Raw genomic sequence first — 15,536 nt, 5'->3', positions numbered from 1 at the left:
CGCGGGCGCGGGGAACAGCATAGCGCCACCGATTCCCGTGGGCGCACCATCGGTTCATCCCCGCGGGCGCGGGGAACAGTGACCACTCTCACGAGCAACATTCTCAAAACCCGGTTCATCCCCGCGGGCGCGGGGAACAGAGATGCACAACTCAAGGGGGTAGTATGACGGACGGTTCATCCCCGCGGGCGCGGGGAACAGGGTGCATATACCAAGGCGGTCACCGCCATCACCGGTTCATCCCCGCGGGCGCGGGGAACAGGTGGTGCCATCGCCACCGGTGGCGGGATCGCGCGGTTCATCCCCGCGGGCGCGGGGAACAGTTCTTCTCCTGAATGCGAGCGTACTCGAAGCCCGGTTCATCCCCGCGGGCGCGGGGAACAGTGCCGATGATGAAATTTAAATAGACCTGTGGCCGGTTCATCCCCGCGGGCGCGGGGAACAGAAGGGCTACTCTTACCAGCGCGGCGGCAACGTCGGTTCATCCCCGCGGGCGCGGGGAACAGGCCCATTGTGGCGAATACATTCGCCCGAGGGTGCGGTTCATCCCCGCGGGCGCGGGGAACAGAGAAACCAGCCCACCCTTAGCAGCATCATCAGCGGTTCATCCCCGCGGGCGCGGGGAACAGATTGTGGGACTCGTCCATCAAGAGAACAGCGCCGGTTCATCCCCGCGGGCGCGGGGAACAGGCATCGGCAAGGGAAAGAAAGGGGAAGGGGGGCGGTTCATCCCCGCGGGCGCGGGGAACAGGAGGCCGACAAACTCAGATATTCGGCGCGATACGGTTCATCCCCGCGGGCGCGGGGAACAGTTACTCTGGCCTCGGAGGCGTTTAGCTGTTGCCGGTTCATCCCCGCGGGCGCGGGGAACAGTAGCACTGAGCTCGCAGGTTCCTGGCTATCTCCGGTTCATCCCCGCGGGCGCGGGGAACAGGTCGTCATCCGCGAGCAGGTCATTGAGCGTGGACGGTTCATCCCCGCGGGCGCGGGGAACAGGCGTTGGCGTGCGACCTGCTGCTCCCGGCTGTCGGTTCATCCCCGCGGGCGCGGGGAACAGCTCGGGCATATCCTCCACTAAGCGCACGTAGCCGGTTCATCCCCGCGGGCGCGGGGAACAGCCAGCTTCTCCTCCAGCATGTCCAGATGTTGGCGGTTCATCCCCGCGGGCGCGGGGAACAGCGATACAGCTGAGCGATACCCCCCCTCCTGTGCGGTTCATCCCCGCGGGCGCGGGGAACAGCCCTGGCTACCGCTCAGTCCGATGTGATGTCCACGGTTCATCCCCGCGGGCGCGGGGAACAGAATCGGGCCGTAAACGGCCCTTGCGGGGGGCGCGGTTCATCCCCGCGGGCGCGGGGAACAGGCGCGGAGGAGCAGGCCAACGCGCTCCGCCAGCGGTTCATCCCCGCGGGCGCGGGGAACAGGCTTTTAGCGCAGCATCAACTGAGACCCCTGCCGGTTCATCCCCGCGGGCGCGGGGAACAGACTTAACAGATGCTATTGATTTTGATGGCTTTTTCCAACCATAAAAAAGCCACCGACTAATCCAGATTGTTAATGAACGCTAAGCTATTGATTTTCAATGGGTAGAAAAGAGACCAATCGGCAACCATCGAGGTCCACCGGCACCCTTCGATTAGAGCCCAGGGTTTGAAAGTCAAACCCCGAGTCGTTATTGGCAGGCCAGGCCATCACGATATTGCCCTGCTCCACCAAGGCCTCGCACTGCTGCCAGATCATCTCGCGCACCCGGCGCGACACCTCTCCCACATAGACACCGGCACGCACCTCGAGTAACCAGACCGCGAGCCGACCGCGCAGGCGCGGCGGCACATCTTCGGTCACCACCACCAGCATGCTCATCACTGACTCCTGTGACCGGCGTCCCCCATGCCGGCGGGTTCGGGAATGGCGGGGGGCTGGGCATCTGCGGGGGCTTCGGGCGGGGTGATGCCCCCGGCCAAGAGCACCTCCTCGATAAGCGGGATGAGTTTCTCCAGGGTGCGCTGCTTGTTAAAGCTGTCACGACAAGCCAGGCGCACGGCGCGATCCGGGTTGGCGTCGCCGCGTGCGGCAATCTCGAAGGCCTGGGGCACCACTGTCTCAAACTTGATGATGTCGGCGATGTCATAGACAAACGAGAGCGGCTTGCCGCTATGAATAAAGCCGATGGCGGGGGCATAGCCTGCCGCCAGGATGGCTGCCTCCGTGATGCCATAAAGGCAGGAGGTGGCCGCGCTGATGCATTTATTGGGCAAGTCTCCCTTGTCCCAGTCCTTGGGGTCATAGCGCCGCCCCTGCCACTTCACCCCATAGCGCGCGGCCAGCAGCTTGTAGGTTTCCCGCACCCGCGCCCCTTCGATGCCGCGCAGTTGATCCACCGAGCGGCGGCTGGGGGGCGGCTCGCCAAAGCGCAGCTCAAACATCTTGCGCACCACCTTGAGACGCAGATCCTCGTCGAGGGCCAGCTTGGCCTGATAGAGCAGCCGATCGGAGCGAGCCCCGCCCGGCTGGCCTGCGGCATAGAGGCGCACCCCGGCCTCTCCCACCCAGACCAGCAGGGTCCCCGCCGTGGCCGCCAGCTTGACGGCGGCGTGCGAGACCCGGGTGCCGGGTTCGAGCATCAAACAGGCGACGGTGCCGATGGGGATGTGAGTGCGGACCCCCTCTTTATCCACCAGCACAAAGGCACCGTCGATCACATCGAGCTGGCCATATTTGAGAAACAGCATGGCCCGGCGATCCTTGATGGGTAGCGGCTTGAGGGGCGGCAACATCAGGCCCGTCCCAACGAGAGCAGACCACAACCCAGAGACTTGGCCGGGCCAATCCCACCTTGCAGCGCCGCCAACAGGGCGTGGGTGTCGTTCACCCTTAAGTAACCCTCGAAGGTGGCCGTCAGTACGCTCAGGCGACTATCTCCCTTACGTCCCTGCTGCATGGTTGAGCCGCTGACCAGCGCCTGTAGCAGGGTAAAACCATGGCGCTCACCCTGACGGGCGAGCCAGGCCAGCTGATCGTGTTCGTAACACAGGCCTCGGCGCTTGCCATCCCGGGTCACGGTTGGGTTGGCCTGCAGGCGAAAGCGATAGGAGCCTGCAGGTTCGAGCCACTGCTCGGGGGCAAAGTGCTTCTCTTGCACCTCTCCTTGCAGGTAATAAGGAAGATCGCGCAGCGGCCCCCAGTTACCCGCGGTTTGCGACTGCACCAACAGCTGTGGCTGTTGCCAGTTGGCCGTGGGCTCGAGGCGCCACAAGAATCGCTCCGGCGCCGTCTGCTCATCGGGAGCAAAGGCCCGGGCCAGAGTGCGATGCAATTCATAAGGATTGGCCAGATCCCGGCGCGCCTCCCGGCTTTTGGGATTGAGGATCAGTTTGCTCAGGAACATGGCACCTCCTGCGGATCCAAGGGCTGGGTGGTAACAAAACGCGGCCCGAAACGGCGCTCGGCAAAGGGGGCAATGGGTTGGTCGAGTCGCACCGCCCCTTCACTGGCCTCGAGCAGCAGACGACGACCCTGACGCCCTGCCCCCTTGCTCAACTCGGGATAGTTGCGCAAGGCAGTCAGGAGATCGCCCTCATGCAAGCCATCTGGTAAGTAAACCGGCGGTGAAGGCAGACACCCTTTTCGGCCCAGGCTCAGGGGCCAATGGGGGTGGCGCAGCGCCTGGTGAATACGCGCCAACAGGGCGGCCTCCCCCTCGAGGCCAACCAGAAAGGCGGCATCGCTCAGGTAGTAGCGGGGGCTGACCACGGTGCGATTCATGTCGACCTTACCGGCCGCATTCAGGATGCCGGTGGCGGTTTGATAGTCGCGCAGCACCACCCCTTCCCTGTCTACTCGCACGCCCATGATGAGGGCGGCGAGATCGTCGACCGGCTCGCTCCGATCCCGCCCCAGAGCGGCGCAGACCAGTCCCAGCACCCCCGACTTGGAGGGCTCTAGCTGGGTATCGCGTTCATCGAAGCGGCTGGTGGTGCCCCAAGATTGCAGGGGCCCCTGCAGCCGCAGTAGCAGTGTCGGCATCTTACTCCTCCCACTGGGTCTCGACGGCATCGCGTACCCAGGCGGCCAGATCACTGACCGAGCCGCGGGCCAGGCTGTTTTCGAGCTGCCACTTGCCGGTGAGATCGATATGGGCCCAACGATCGCCGGCATCCCCATAGACGGGGGCGAGCTTACGCTCGTAGTCAGCGAGCACCGCCACCGACTGCTCGGTCAGGCTCTTGTCATGACGCGGCTGGACGGGGCGCTCGAAGGCGTTGGCCAGGTTGAGGGGGCTTTTACGCAGACTCACCCCGATAAACTCGGGCAGGTTGTGAGCGGCGAAGCTGTTCTGTTTGCCGGTCGGGATGGCGCGCACCATGGCCTGGATCAGGGCCTCGATGGCAGAGGCGGTGAGCTCCTTGTCCTCTTGCAGGTTGTTCAGCAGCTTGCTGACATCGAGCGCCGCGTAGCGATAGAAGGTGGCGGAGTTGAATTCGACCTGACCAATCATGCCGGCACCGGTCTCATCAGGGCCACCGACGTCATCGACCGCGGTGAAGTAGTCAAAGTCACGCTCCACCCTGTGAGTGCTGATGGCGTGAGCCACCTGGCAGGCGGCATCCTGATTGACCTGAGGCAGGTCGGCCAGCATACGGCCGAAGAGGGCAACATCCACCGCCTTGCCACCATCGAGCAGTGTCTTGGCCTGCTTGGCCAACTCGGCCGGGATGGCTGCCTTACTCTCTTTTTTCCCCTTTTTCTCACCCACTGCCGGAATGATCAGGGCGTCCCAGTGCGCTTCAACCAGTGCGGCAAAACCGGCAATCTCGCGCTCACCCAAAAACAGCAGATATTCGGTCTTGCCATCGTCCTTGAGCTTGAGCCCGGCGGCGGCGAGGGCCACTTCAATCTTGCCGGCAGCCTCTTCCTGATCGCGCCCGGCCAGTCTTTCCAGCAACAGAGCCTGCAACTTCTTGGTACGCAGCGCCCGATACTCGGCCGGGATCAGTTGCTGGTCACGGCTATAGAGGCGTACGGCACGCTTGAAACACTGGCTACTGACACGCGCGCGGCGCTGGCCACCGAAGAGGGCGTCTTTGGGTGCCCCGGTATCGTCACGGTTGAGGTTAGAGGGGGCAAAGTTCTGGATCAGATGCAGTTCAACAAACAGGGTCATGGTTTCTCTCCTTGAAAGATTTAATCGTTTGAATCGGCAGTGGCCGCGATGCGGTAAAAGTCACTGGCCCAACGGCGACGCAACTTATCGAGCGCCTCGGGACGAGTGGGGTTAAGCCAGTCGGTGAGATCCCAAAGCAGACGCTGATAATCGATGGCCAGCTCGTGGGATCTCAGCAGCGTCACGCAGTGGCGCAGTGGCTCGGCCAGGGTCTCGCCATCGCTCTCAAGTAGGGCGATAAAGCGCCCCTCGATGGATGGGCTCTGCTCCTGCTTGCGATAGAGAACGCCCATCGCCTTGGCCAGGGTCATCTCACTGTGCTTTGGATGAAGCGCAAAAAGCCCGGCCACCAGGTAGTGGGACTGGCGACGAGCCGAGTCGGGATGCTCATCGGCTGCGATAAAGGGCTCAACGTAGGGAAAGACGCGGGGCGCCGTGCCGGGGGCAAAGGTGAGACTGCGGCGCAGCTCGGCCAAGGCCCCGCGGTTGCTTTGTAACAATCGCTGCAGATGGTCGACAAAAAGCTGATCACTCATTGAAGCTCTCCTGTTTCGTTAAGGGCTGTCAGTTGCTCCCGGATGGCTGACCACAAGCGGGGCTGCGCCTTGGCATTGGCACGCCAGAGGCGGACACTGCCTCCCTGGCTGGCCAGCAGGATCTCCCACGCCGCCAGGGCGGCCTCTTTCAATACCTGCTGCCACTGCCGCTCTACAGCATCGGGGTCTTGTTCAAGCTGCGCCAGGGTGGTCATCAGAGCGCGCTCGGCGCGGGCAAAGAAGAGCGGGGCCACCGGGCCTGCCTCAAACAGAGCGCGGGCACGGCTGCGGGTATCTTTCTGCTGGCTGTCTGGCAGGGTATCGGCAATCAGTTGGACGGCGGCCCCTTTGAGCGAGGCAAACAGGGTCTCGGCCATCTCCAGCATCAGGCGGGTCGCTCGGGTCACCTCGGGTTGCTCCAGCAGAGCCTGCGGCAACTCCAGCTGCTCGACGCGCCAGCGCAGCAGCTTGGCCTGATCGCTGGCAAGGCCGGCGACCAACAGACGAAGGTCGGCTTTGCCCAGCGATTCGTTTAGACGGGTGGCATTTTCCAGGATGGCGGCCGGGCGCGAGCCCCCATCGGGGAGCAGGGCAGGCAGATCGCGCCAGAGGGCTCGCCCTTCACTAAAGGTGAGGCGCACCAGTCCGTTGCTGCCCTCCCGAAAGTTGGCCATGGGGTCGGGGGCATGAGGGTCCTCTTCCAGCCCTTGCCCGGCGGCAAAGCGTAGCCAGCGGATAGCGCCATCCTCCTCTCGTTGAAACAGCACGGCGCGGGTCTGGCGGGTGAAGCGATCGTTGGGGCCAGTGGCAAGTAGAGGAGGCGATGTCAGATTGGTGACGGTGAGCGCGGGTCGCTCCCAGCTCGGCAAGTCTTCATGGTCAGGCAAGGCGGGATGCAGGCTCAGGATAAGGGTCTGCGCCAGGGTATCCCCCAGCGGCAAGACGGCCGCCGTATTTGCCAGCGGGCCCGCCTTGTCGGCATCACGAAACACCTTGACCAGACCACCCGGCGTGCACTGTAAAAAACCGAGCAGGGTTCGAATGGCGTGAGCCGGCGAGATGGCATCTGGCGCTGTGTCCATCGAGTGGTTAAACACCACAGGCGCATTGCCGCTGACGCAGGCCAGATCAATCTGTGACCAGGGCTTGAACTTCTCGCAGGTCCCGCCCGCCGTGGCCAACGCCGCCACCTGCATAAAGGGATGCTCGGGGTGAAACAGCCAGAAACGATCGCGCCACTTTTCCAGGTAGGCGGTGATGGTCTCGGTGGGCAGCCCATGGCTAAACCAGTGGCGCAAGTCCCGTTGACCCCAGCTAGGCGTGTGTGCGCTCAGGGCTCTATGGGTGATGGCAAGCAGCAGGCGATATTGAGCCATTAAGGAGGGTGGCGCCGTTTCGGCCAGGGCCACTATCTGCGGCGCCTGCTCAAAGAGGGCCAGCAGGCCCAGCTCCCTGACCTCGCCGCTTGGCATCCTGACCGGCAGCCAGGGCTCGTCGAGCAGATTAAAACGCATTGTCATTGTCACTCCTTTGGTTATTCCCTGTTCCGGTAGATAAGCCCCAACTCCCCATCGAGCCAAACCACCAGCCTGCCATCCAGTTGCGCCCTGCCGTCGCTATCGAGCAACAGCGGGTAGCTGTGGCGAAGCAGCGGGCTCTGGGCAAAAGCCTGCACGTCGGGTTGCTGCTTGATGGCCTTAACCAGGACTTGATTGGAGAGGCTGAGCTGGCGGGCACAGAGCTGGCAGGCCAGTTCAGTTGAAAGCGGTACATCGAGCGCAAAGGGCTCAGCGTCTGGGGTCAGGGCCACCCCCTTGTCAGAGACAAAGAGCGGGATCACGGTGACGCTGGGTTTGCCCAGTCGGGTGCAGTTAATTAAGCCCTTCTCCTCGCCCTCCCCCTCTTCGTAACCTCTGGGTTTGTTCGAATAAGTACCAAGATCCGCATCGGCTCTGATAACAATATTGCGGGCCAGCTGCCGCTGGTGTTGCTCTGCGGCCAGATAAGTGGCGTAGCTGTATTCCTCGATATATTGGCGTAGCGCCTCACTCACCGGATCGGGCAACTCACCGTCGCCATAGACGGCCTGTACCAGCCGATCGATATCCTGGGGCAGTTGCAAGCTGGTTTCGCCGAGGAGCCGCACCCAGGTCATGGCGAGCAGGTAGGGATCGTAGACAAAGCGCCAACGGGTGGTCGCCAAATCGGGTAATTCACCGGGTAAGAGTCCGGCCACCGTCAACACCGGCTGGCGATGGGGCCCGGGGCGTGCTGGGCGTTGATGGCGATGCAGCCGCCCCACCCGTTGCAGCAGCAGATCGACCGGAGCGAGATCACTGATTAAAAAGTCAAAATCGATGTCCAACGATTGCTCGACAACTTGGGTTGCCACCAACAGGGCCCGGGCCGGACGTTTCCCCTCTTTACCAAAGGTGGAGAGCACGGCAGCTTCTCGCTGTGCCCGTTCATCGGCGGGGAAACGGGCATGAAAAATCTGCAGGATGAGATCTTCCGGTGCCTTGGCCTTGAGCAGGCTATAGAGCTGCTGCGCCCGCTCGACCGTATTGACGATGATGGCGCCACTGCCCCCGTGGGTCAGGGCCTCAAGTGCTACGCAGAGCAACTCCTCGGGTGTCGTACCGCATCCGGCCAACCGGACGGGCTCCATCATTCGGCTTTCTATCTGGTCATCCCAGTCGAGGCCCCTGTCATCGGCCAACACCAGCCGCGGATAGGCAAGCTCTGGCAGCACGGCAGGGTCAACCCGCCATGCCTTGAGCAAACCATCACGACGCTTTGTTGGCAGGGTGGCACTCATCAGGATGACTGAGCAGCCCAGACCTTTTAGCCAGCGCAGCAGCGCCTCAATCAGCCCTTCGGTATAGGTGTCGTAGGCATGTACCTCATCGAGTACCACTACCCGATTGGCCAGCCCCCAGAGCCGTACGAAGTGATGTTTGACGTTCAGCACAGAGAAGAGCGCCTGATCGATAGTGCCCACTCCATAGGGAGCGATCAGCGGTCGCTTGCGACGGGAGAACCAGCGGGCGGCCTCGATCCCCTCACTCTGCTTGCCATCCTCACCCCACACATCCTTGAGCGCGGCCATCATCTCCTGACGGGCGGCACCACCGTGGATCAGTTGCAGATCGGGCGCCGGTCCGTGAGCAAAAGCGTCCATAAACTGGCGAGCACGGGCAAACAGGGCATTGCCGGTAGCCTGGGTTGGCAAGGCCAGATAGAAGCCGCGATGGCCATTGGCACGCTGCAAGTGCAGGTGTGCCATAAAGGCGAGCTCGGTCTTGCCCTCCCCCATGGGTGCCTCCACCAGCAGCAAAGCCGGCCCCTGGCTCTGTTGTAACAGGGCAACGCCCTGTTGCTGCAAGGCTCTCGGCGTGACCGGTTGATCGGCAGCCAACATTTGGCCCAGTTGCCTGTCGAGTGACACTGGCTCGGATAGCATGGGCACAAAGGAACGCCAGCCGATGGTCGCCAGCGCCTGATGAGCCAGCGCCTTGGCATGGAGGTAATGTTGTCTGAGATCGTCGTGACGAATACCGAGGGAGAACCACTCAAGGTTGGAGCCGATCCAGTCGGCGATAGACGTTAGCCCTGCCAGCCAGTTGATGGCCGGCAGCGTCAACTCATCAGTGGTAGCCACTCCTGATGGGGTCAGCACCTTCCAGTAGGCATCGAGCAATGCCTGCCGGGCTTGCTGCCATGCTTTATCTTCACGCAGCGGCAAACCATCCCCAACTTCCTTTGTGGTCAGCGGGTAACCGTGATGAGCCCCAACTGCTTCAGCCACCTGAGTGCACCAGATGACATCGGCACCAGTGTGTGCCGATAGCCATTTTTTCAAAATGGCGGTCGAGGCCCAGTCGTGGCGATCACTGCGCAGCGATGTACTGGCAAAGGTCAGTCCTTGCGCTTTGGCAAGTGCCTGCCCCTGCTCCCATTTGGCCTGAAACCCCGGGATCGCCTTACCCACATCGTGCAGCCCGGCAAGGGTCGCCAACCAGCGGGGGGCCGTCTCAGCCGCCAGGCCAAATTGAGCGGCCAGGTGTTGATGGGTAGTGGCGGGTTCGAGCTCGAGGATCGCCTCGGCCACCGCAGCCACATCCAGCATATGGGCCAGTAAGGGGTGACCCTGATCTTCACCGCTTTTAGCCCAGAGGATGGTGGCCTGCGGATGGAGGCGTGAAAACAGGATGGGGTCTTTCAGCTTTTCCATATCGACTCCTCTCTCTTCTTGCTACCCATAATCCCCCCCTCACTCGCTCACCAGCTGACCCAGTGACGTGGTGGATGCGTGTTTTTTTAGCCCCGCCGTCATGGCGGCGATCACGCTGTGGCGTAGCTCGGGGGGAGAGAGCACCTCGACCTCGCCGCTAAAGCGCAGCAGGTCGCGCACCAGCTCGCGCTGGTCGGCATAGGGAAAGCGCAGGCGAATATGGCCACTGGGCTCGAGGCGTTGAGTCTGATCCCGGTGCCACTGCACATCCTTGACCCAGGGGGCGGCGGAGGGGTCAAAGCGCAGCTCGGCCCACTGCAATGTGCTGCCGGCGAAGATGCCGTAGCCGCTGGCAAACAGGGCGTCGAGCTCGCCACTGCCTCGCTCGCAGGCGGTTTCATCGAGCACAACGGGGCCTTCGATGCGGCTCAAGGCGAACAGGCGCAATGCGGCTCGCCCGTGACACCAGGCGATCAGGTACCAGTTGTCCCGATACCAACACAGGCGCTGGGGCGAGACCTGACGCGCCTCGGCCCGGTGCGAGGTGGCGTGATAGACAAAATGGAGCCGGCGCCGGGCAAACAGAGCCTGCACCAGGGGCAGGAAGAGCTCGGGGGCCACGTATTGGCGGCCAACGCTTTCGACGCGCAGCCGGTCGGCCTCGCTCTGCCACTGGGGGCCAAGCAGCTCGCCGATGCGGGCCTGCAGCTGGGCCAGCCCCTGTTGTTGCAGACCCGGTTGCACCTCTTGCAGCAGCCGGTTGGCCATCAGGAGGGCGAAGGCCTCGGATTCGGTGAGCCAGACCCCGGGTAGGGTGAAGCGGCCGTCCAAGGTGTCGTAGCGATAGCCCCGGGCGACGCGGTCCCAGATGATGGGAGCCTGATAGCGATCCCGCAGCAGCTCCAGCAGTCGCTTGAAGGTGCTGGTCGAGCACTCGAGTCGCTCGAGGATCAGGGATTGGGGGACGGGGTGGCGGTGATCCAGCAGCAGCTGGTGCAGTCTCAAGGCGCGGTCTAGCTGTTCCATCTTCTTGATAAGAAAGAAAACAATGGAACTCACCCTAACATGGGGGGAATGTGAAAACTCTATTGAGTCTCACGATTCGGTGCTCGGCTCACACCACGCCAGGCAGAAAAACAAAAAGCCGCCCCGGGGGGCGGCTTCTTAAGACAGGCCGGATCAGAAGATCAGCTTGTAGAGGATGCCGGACATGGCGATCAGGCCAATGGCGGTCACGAAGAGGTTGCTCGGGTTGCCGGCGTACTTGCGCATGGCCGGGATCTTGGCAACGGCGTACATGGGCATCAGGAACAGCAGCATGGCGATGATGGGGCCACCCAGGTCTTCGATCATGCCGAGGATGCTCGGGTTGATGGTGGCAACGGCCCAGGTGGTCAGGATCATGAAGACCGCGGTCACCTTGTTCAGTTGCTTGACGTCCACACTCTTGCCCTTCTCGCGCAGGGTCTTGGCCATCAGGCCGTTCATGCCCTCTTGCGCGCCCAGGTAGTGACCGAGGAAGGACTTGCTGATGGCGACCAGGGCGATCAGCGGGGCCACGGTGGCGATCACCGGGTTGTCGAAGTGGTTGGCCAGGTAGGAGAGGATGGAGATGTTCTGCTCCTTGGCGGCCATCAGATCAGCCGGGGAGAGGCTCAGCACGCAGCTGAAGACGAAGAACATCACGGTCAGCACCATCATGACGTGGGCACCCAGCAGGATCTTGCTGCACTTGGGCTCGGCACCTTCACCGTAACGACCCTTATTGTCCACCGCGAAGGAGGAGATGATCGGGGAGTGGTTGAAGGAGAACACCATGACCGGGATGGCCAGCCACAGGGTCTTGACGAAGTCACCGCTGAAGGCGTCAGACAGGGCCGGCGCTTCGGTGATGATGGCACCGTTCCAGTGCGGGATCAGGTAGCAGGCCAGGCCCATCAGGGTCAGCACAAACGGGAAGACCAGCACGCTCATCGCCTTGACGATCACCTGGCCACCCAGGCGAACGATCGCCATCAGACCGAGGATCAGGGCCAGGGAGAGGATGGCGCGCGGGGGAGCCGTCATGCCCAGCTGGTGCACCATCAGGCTCTCGACCGTGTTGGTGATGGCCACCGAGTACATCAGCAGGATCGGGTAGATGGCGAAGAAGTAGAGCAGGGTGATGAGCTTGCCGGCGGACTTGCCGAAGTGCTCTTCCACCACCTCGGTGATGTCGCCGTCACGGGTGGAGCCGGAGAGGACGAAACGGGTCAGACCACGGTGAGCGAAGAAGGTGAGCGGCAGGGCCAGCACCAGCATGGCGACCAGGGGCCACAGACCACCCACACCGGCGTTGATCGGCAGAAACAGCACGCCGGCTCCGATGGCGGTGCCATACAGACCCAGCATCCAGACCAGATCCACCTTCTGCCAGCAGCCGGCCTTGGCGGCCTGCTGGGTTACGACGCCTTCGGCGGCAATATTCATCTCGGACATCTGTCATTCCTGTTGCAGTTTATTGTTCGGTCATCATGGGCTCCCCGTCGGGGGAGCTGAGGCTCCTGTGCGGCGAGCCTGCGCCATGTGGGTGTTGGGGTGAGTTAACACTTTCTTAATCACCACTACCTCGTAGGGGTGACTCTAGGGGAATGGCCTTGCCTTTCACAGTGTTTTTTTGATGTTTTCAACCAAAGTTTGATTAAGGTCGGCTTTTGCCGGGCATGGATCACATCAAAATTTCCACGCAGCTACAAAACATAAACATTTTTTGATAATCACCATTCCCCCTCGCGAAGGGAGGTTGCGAAATTGTTATTCACCCCGATAAGAGAGGGGGGTGTCTGGCGAATCCGCCCTGAATTGTTGAGGGGTTGTATCAAGGGGCGCGGCCAAACGGCCGAGAACGCGGCAGCGGGTGTCTCATGAGCTGTTCCCTCAGCGCTGTGAGTGGCTGACTCCTGCTGGCGGTGAGGATGCCGGTGACCCGAGGGCTATGCCCAGTGGGAGGGGTCGCGAGACCACACGGCTGACCCTGTGTGCCGGCCAGAGACGAGGGCCCCTCCCCTCCCCTGCGCTGAACATATCGGGCTTTATTCCCCAGAGACACAGAGAGATACTCTCCTTCCCATGCGGCGGCCCCTGCTGTGATCGCAAGGCGGCGTCGCTCGCCACGACGGGGGGCCGGCGGCGCTCCGTGTCCCCCGCAGATGTCACGCATTCATCAGGATATTCATGACCATCACACGCCAGGATCTGGCCGAGCTGGCGGTGTTCGCCGCCGTCGCCCGCCATCGCAGCTTCAGCCGCGCCGCCACCGAGCTGGGGGTCTCCCCCTCCGCCATCAGCCACAGCCTCAAGGGACTGGAGCAGCGCCTCGGCGTGCGGCTGCTACAGCGCAGCACCCGGGCCGTGGTCCCGACCGAGACGGGAGCCCAGCTGCTCGGCCGGCTGCTGCCCACCCTGGACACCCTCTCCTCTGCCCTCGAGGAGCTGCTTGAGGACACTGGCGAGCCGGTCGGGCGTCTCAAGATCAGCGCCCCACGCGCCGCCATCGAGGAGCTGCTCGCGCCCGTGCTCGCCGAGTACCTGCTCCGCTACCCCCGTATGCGAGTCGAGGTGGTTGAGCAAGAGCTGATGCCCCGCCTCATCGAAGATGGCTTCGATGCCGCCCTCTTCTACGGCGATATGATGCCGCAGGAGCTGGTCGCGGTCTCACTCGACAGCCGGCCGCAGCGCTATCTGGTGGTGGGCTCTCCCGACTATCTGGCGCGCCGCGGCGTCCCGCAGCACCCGCGGGAGCTGGCCGAACACACCTGCATTGGCTATCGCCTGAGTGCAACCCATCACTACCGCTGGGCCTTCGTCGATGGCGGAACCCTGCTGGAGCTGGAAGTGGATGGCCCGCTGACCACCAGCACGCCGACCCTCTATCTCAAGGCGGCACTGGACGGGCTTGGGCTGGTCTACTGCCCGGAGGAGGAGGTTAAAACCGATCTGGCGGCCGGTCGCCTGGTGAGTGTGCTGGAGCCCTGGAGCCCCACCTTCGAGGGCTTCTGTCTCTATTATCCCAGCCGACATCAGCTGGGAAAGGGGCTCAGGTGCCTCATCGATATGCTCAAAGCGCGCAACAATAAGTGAGCCAAATTCACTAATGCATCAAGAAAAAGCGGGATTATCATAAAAATCTAATCAATTAGACTCGTGACCTCCTGTCGTTCGATCAAGAGGTCTCCTCGTGTCTACCCTCAATCCCAGTGCCCTGCGCCGTCGCTTCTGGCACTACGCCCTCCCCTCTGTCCTCGCCATGATAGTGCCGGCCTCCTACTACCTGGTGGACGGCATCTTCGTCGGCCACTTCGTCGGTGCCGCGGGCCTCGCGGCCGTCAACCTGGTCTATCCCATCATCATGGTCCTCATCGGCCTGGCCGCCATGATCGCCATGGGAGCGGCCACCCGCATCTCGCTCCATCTGGGGGCGCACCGCACCAAGGAGGCGCGCCACGCCCTGGTCAGCTGCCTCTGGCTGCTGCTCTTGCTTGGCCTGCTCGCCCCGCTGGCCATCGTGCCCTTCCTCGATCACTGGTTGGGGCTGCTCGGTCTCACCCCGGAGCATCCGGCCTGGTCGCATGCCCGCGACTACCTGGCCTGGATCGGTGGCGGCGCCCTGCTGCTCGGCACCAACCTGGCGATCCCCTATCTGCTGCGTAACGACGACAGGCCGCGACTGGCCATGGCGCTGACCATGCTCGGCGGCCTGCTCAACATCGGTTTTAACACCCTGTTTGTGGTCTGGCTCGATCTGGGCCTGGTGGGGGCGGCCCAGGCCATACTGCTCACCGAGGCTATCGTCACTGTGCTCGGATTTGGCTACTTCTTCAGCCGCCACGCCCGACTGCGACTGCACCTTGGGGATCTGCGGCCGCGCCGACGCGGCACCGGCACCCTGCTGCTGGCCGGCGCCCCGACCCTGGTAGCCGAGCTCAACGTGGGGGTGCTGCTCTTTTTGCACAATACCCAGCTGCTCGCCTACGGCGGCGTGCATGACGTGGCCGGTTATACGGTGGCGGGGTACATGGAGGCCATCTTCGTGGTGATCCTGCAGGGACTCGCCTTCGGTATTCAGCCTCTGGTCGGTCAGGCCGTCGGCGCCGGGCGCCGTCACGAGGTGCGCTTCCTGATGAAGATGGCCCTGCGCGTCACCCTCGGCTATGGCCTGCTGATGTGGGGCCTCATCCACCTCTTCCCGCAGCAGGTGGCGCTCGCCTTCCTCGGCGACGGCGACCCGGCGGTGCTCGCCGCGGCGGTGAGCAGCCTCACGATCAACCTGATGGCGATGCCCCTCGAGGGGCTGGAGCTGATGGGGATAGTGCTGCTGCAGGCGATGGACCGACCCCGACCGGCGCTGGCCCTGACGGTAACCAAGACGGTGCTGCTCATCCCCCTCATCGTCGGCCTGCCGCTGCTGTTTGGTCTCAAGGGGGTGCTGCTGGCACAGCCAACCACAGTGGCCGTGCTGGCTACACCACTCCTCTTCCTGCTGTGGCGCGAGTGGCTGGCCCTGAGGCAACCCTCGCCGCGCCCCCTGCCCGCCCACTGAGTCCAATCGACCGATAAAAAAAAG

At 63.0% G+C, this 15,536-nt stretch carries 12 protein-coding genes and 1 CRISPR repeat array (1 of these 13 cut by a window edge); of the genes, 2 read left to right on the top strand and 10 right to left on the bottom strand.

All coding sequences use genetic code 11. The annotated features are described in order from the left end of the window. A CRISPR array of direct repeats spans positions 1 to 1,485; the repeat unit is 29 nt; unit sequence CGGTTCATCCCCGCGGGCGCGGGGAACAG; it reaches 1,232 nt to the left of the window's first position. An 84-nt stretch (positions 1,486 to 1,569) separates the two neighbouring features. From cas2e to BN1121_RS08375, 10 genes are all read right to left on the bottom strand, one after another. Further along, the gene (gene cas2e / locus BN1121_RS08420; RefSeq protein ID WP_005351119.1) at positions 1,570 to 1,863 is read right to left on the bottom strand and encodes a type I-E CRISPR-associated endoribonuclease Cas2e; all 294 of its coding nucleotides are present in this window, start codon (positions 1,861 to 1,863) and stop codon (positions 1,570 to 1,572) included. Beyond that, positions 1,863 to 2,777 carry a type I-E CRISPR-associated endonuclease Cas1e gene (cas1e, locus tag BN1121_RS08415; RefSeq protein ID WP_005351117.1) on the bottom strand — a complete coding sequence of 305 codons (915 nt, stop codon included), beginning with the start codon at positions 2,775 to 2,777 and terminating at the stop codon, positions 1,863 to 1,865. The genes cas2e and cas1e overlap by 1 nt, the downstream gene beginning before the upstream one ends. Then, entirely contained in the window at positions 2,777 to 3,388 is a 612-nt protein-coding gene (cas6e, locus tag BN1121_RS08410; protein ID WP_005351116.1) for a type I-E CRISPR-associated protein Cas6/Cse3/CasE, read from the bottom strand. The genes cas1e and cas6e overlap by 1 nt, the downstream gene beginning before the upstream one ends. Then, complete coding sequence (cas5e, locus tag BN1121_RS08405; RefSeq protein WP_005351114.1) at positions 3,379 to 4,026, bottom strand: type I-E CRISPR-associated protein Cas5/CasD; 648 nt, start codon at positions 4,024 to 4,026, stop codon at positions 3,379 to 3,381. The genes cas6e and cas5e overlap by 10 nt, the downstream gene beginning before the upstream one ends. A 1-nt stretch (position 4,027) precedes the next feature. Then, complete coding sequence (gene cas7e / locus BN1121_RS08400) at positions 4,028 to 5,164, bottom strand: type I-E CRISPR-associated protein Cas7/Cse4/CasC (RefSeq protein WP_005351113.1); 1,137 nt, start codon at positions 5,162 to 5,164, stop codon at positions 4,028 to 4,030. A gap of 20 nt (positions 5,165 to 5,184) precedes the next feature. Further along, positions 5,185 to 5,700 (bottom strand): type I-E CRISPR-associated protein Cse2/CasB, encoded by a 516-nt coding sequence (casB, locus tag BN1121_RS08395; RefSeq protein ID WP_005351111.1) that lies wholly within the window; start codon positions 5,698 to 5,700, stop codon positions 5,185 to 5,187. After that, positions 5,697 to 7,220 (bottom strand): type I-E CRISPR-associated protein Cse1/CasA, encoded by a 1,524-nt coding sequence (gene casA / locus BN1121_RS08390; protein WP_043157348.1) that lies wholly within the window; start codon positions 7,218 to 7,220, stop codon positions 5,697 to 5,699. Before casA ends, casB begins: the two co-directional genes overlap by 4 nt. 14 nt (positions 7,221 to 7,234) lie before the next feature. Continuing rightward, positions 7,235 to 9,934: a CRISPR-associated helicase/endonuclease Cas3 gene (locus tag BN1121_RS08385; protein ID WP_005351106.1), complete on the bottom strand. Its 2,700-nt coding sequence runs from the start codon at positions 9,932 to 9,934 to the stop codon at positions 7,235 to 7,237. 39 nt (positions 9,935 to 9,973) lie between these two features. Further along, the gene (locus BN1121_RS08380) at positions 9,974 to 10,960 is read right to left on the bottom strand and encodes a helix-turn-helix transcriptional regulator (RefSeq protein ID WP_005351105.1); all 987 of its coding nucleotides are present in this window, start codon (positions 10,958 to 10,960) and stop codon (positions 9,974 to 9,976) included. Between the two features lie 153 nt (positions 10,961 to 11,113). After that, on the bottom strand, positions 11,114 to 12,412 hold the full coding sequence (locus BN1121_RS08375; protein WP_043157347.1) for an HAAAP family serine/threonine permease: 1,299 nt from the start codon (positions 12,410 to 12,412) through the stop codon (positions 11,114 to 11,116). Positions 12,413 to 13,147: 735 nt separating this feature from the next. Between BN1121_RS08375 and BN1121_RS08370 the strand changes: the two genes are divergently transcribed. Beyond that, positions 13,148 to 14,053 (top strand): LysR family transcriptional regulator, encoded by a 906-nt coding sequence (locus BN1121_RS08370; RefSeq protein WP_005351101.1) that lies wholly within the window; start codon positions 13,148 to 13,150, stop codon positions 14,051 to 14,053. A 97-nt stretch (positions 14,054 to 14,150) separates the two neighbouring features. Continuing rightward, entirely contained in the window at positions 14,151 to 15,512 is a 1,362-nt protein-coding gene (locus BN1121_RS08365; protein WP_005351098.1) for an MATE family efflux transporter, read from the top strand. Positions 15,513 to 15,536 lie beyond the last annotated feature (24 nt).

Origin of the sequence: Aeromonas diversa CDC 2478-85, assembly GCF_000819805.1 — a bacterium.
Taxonomy (GTDB): Bacteria; Pseudomonadota; Gammaproteobacteria; order Enterobacterales; family Aeromonadaceae; genus Aeromonas; species Aeromonas diversa.
This window is presented reverse-complemented; position numbering and strand designations above follow the sequence as displayed.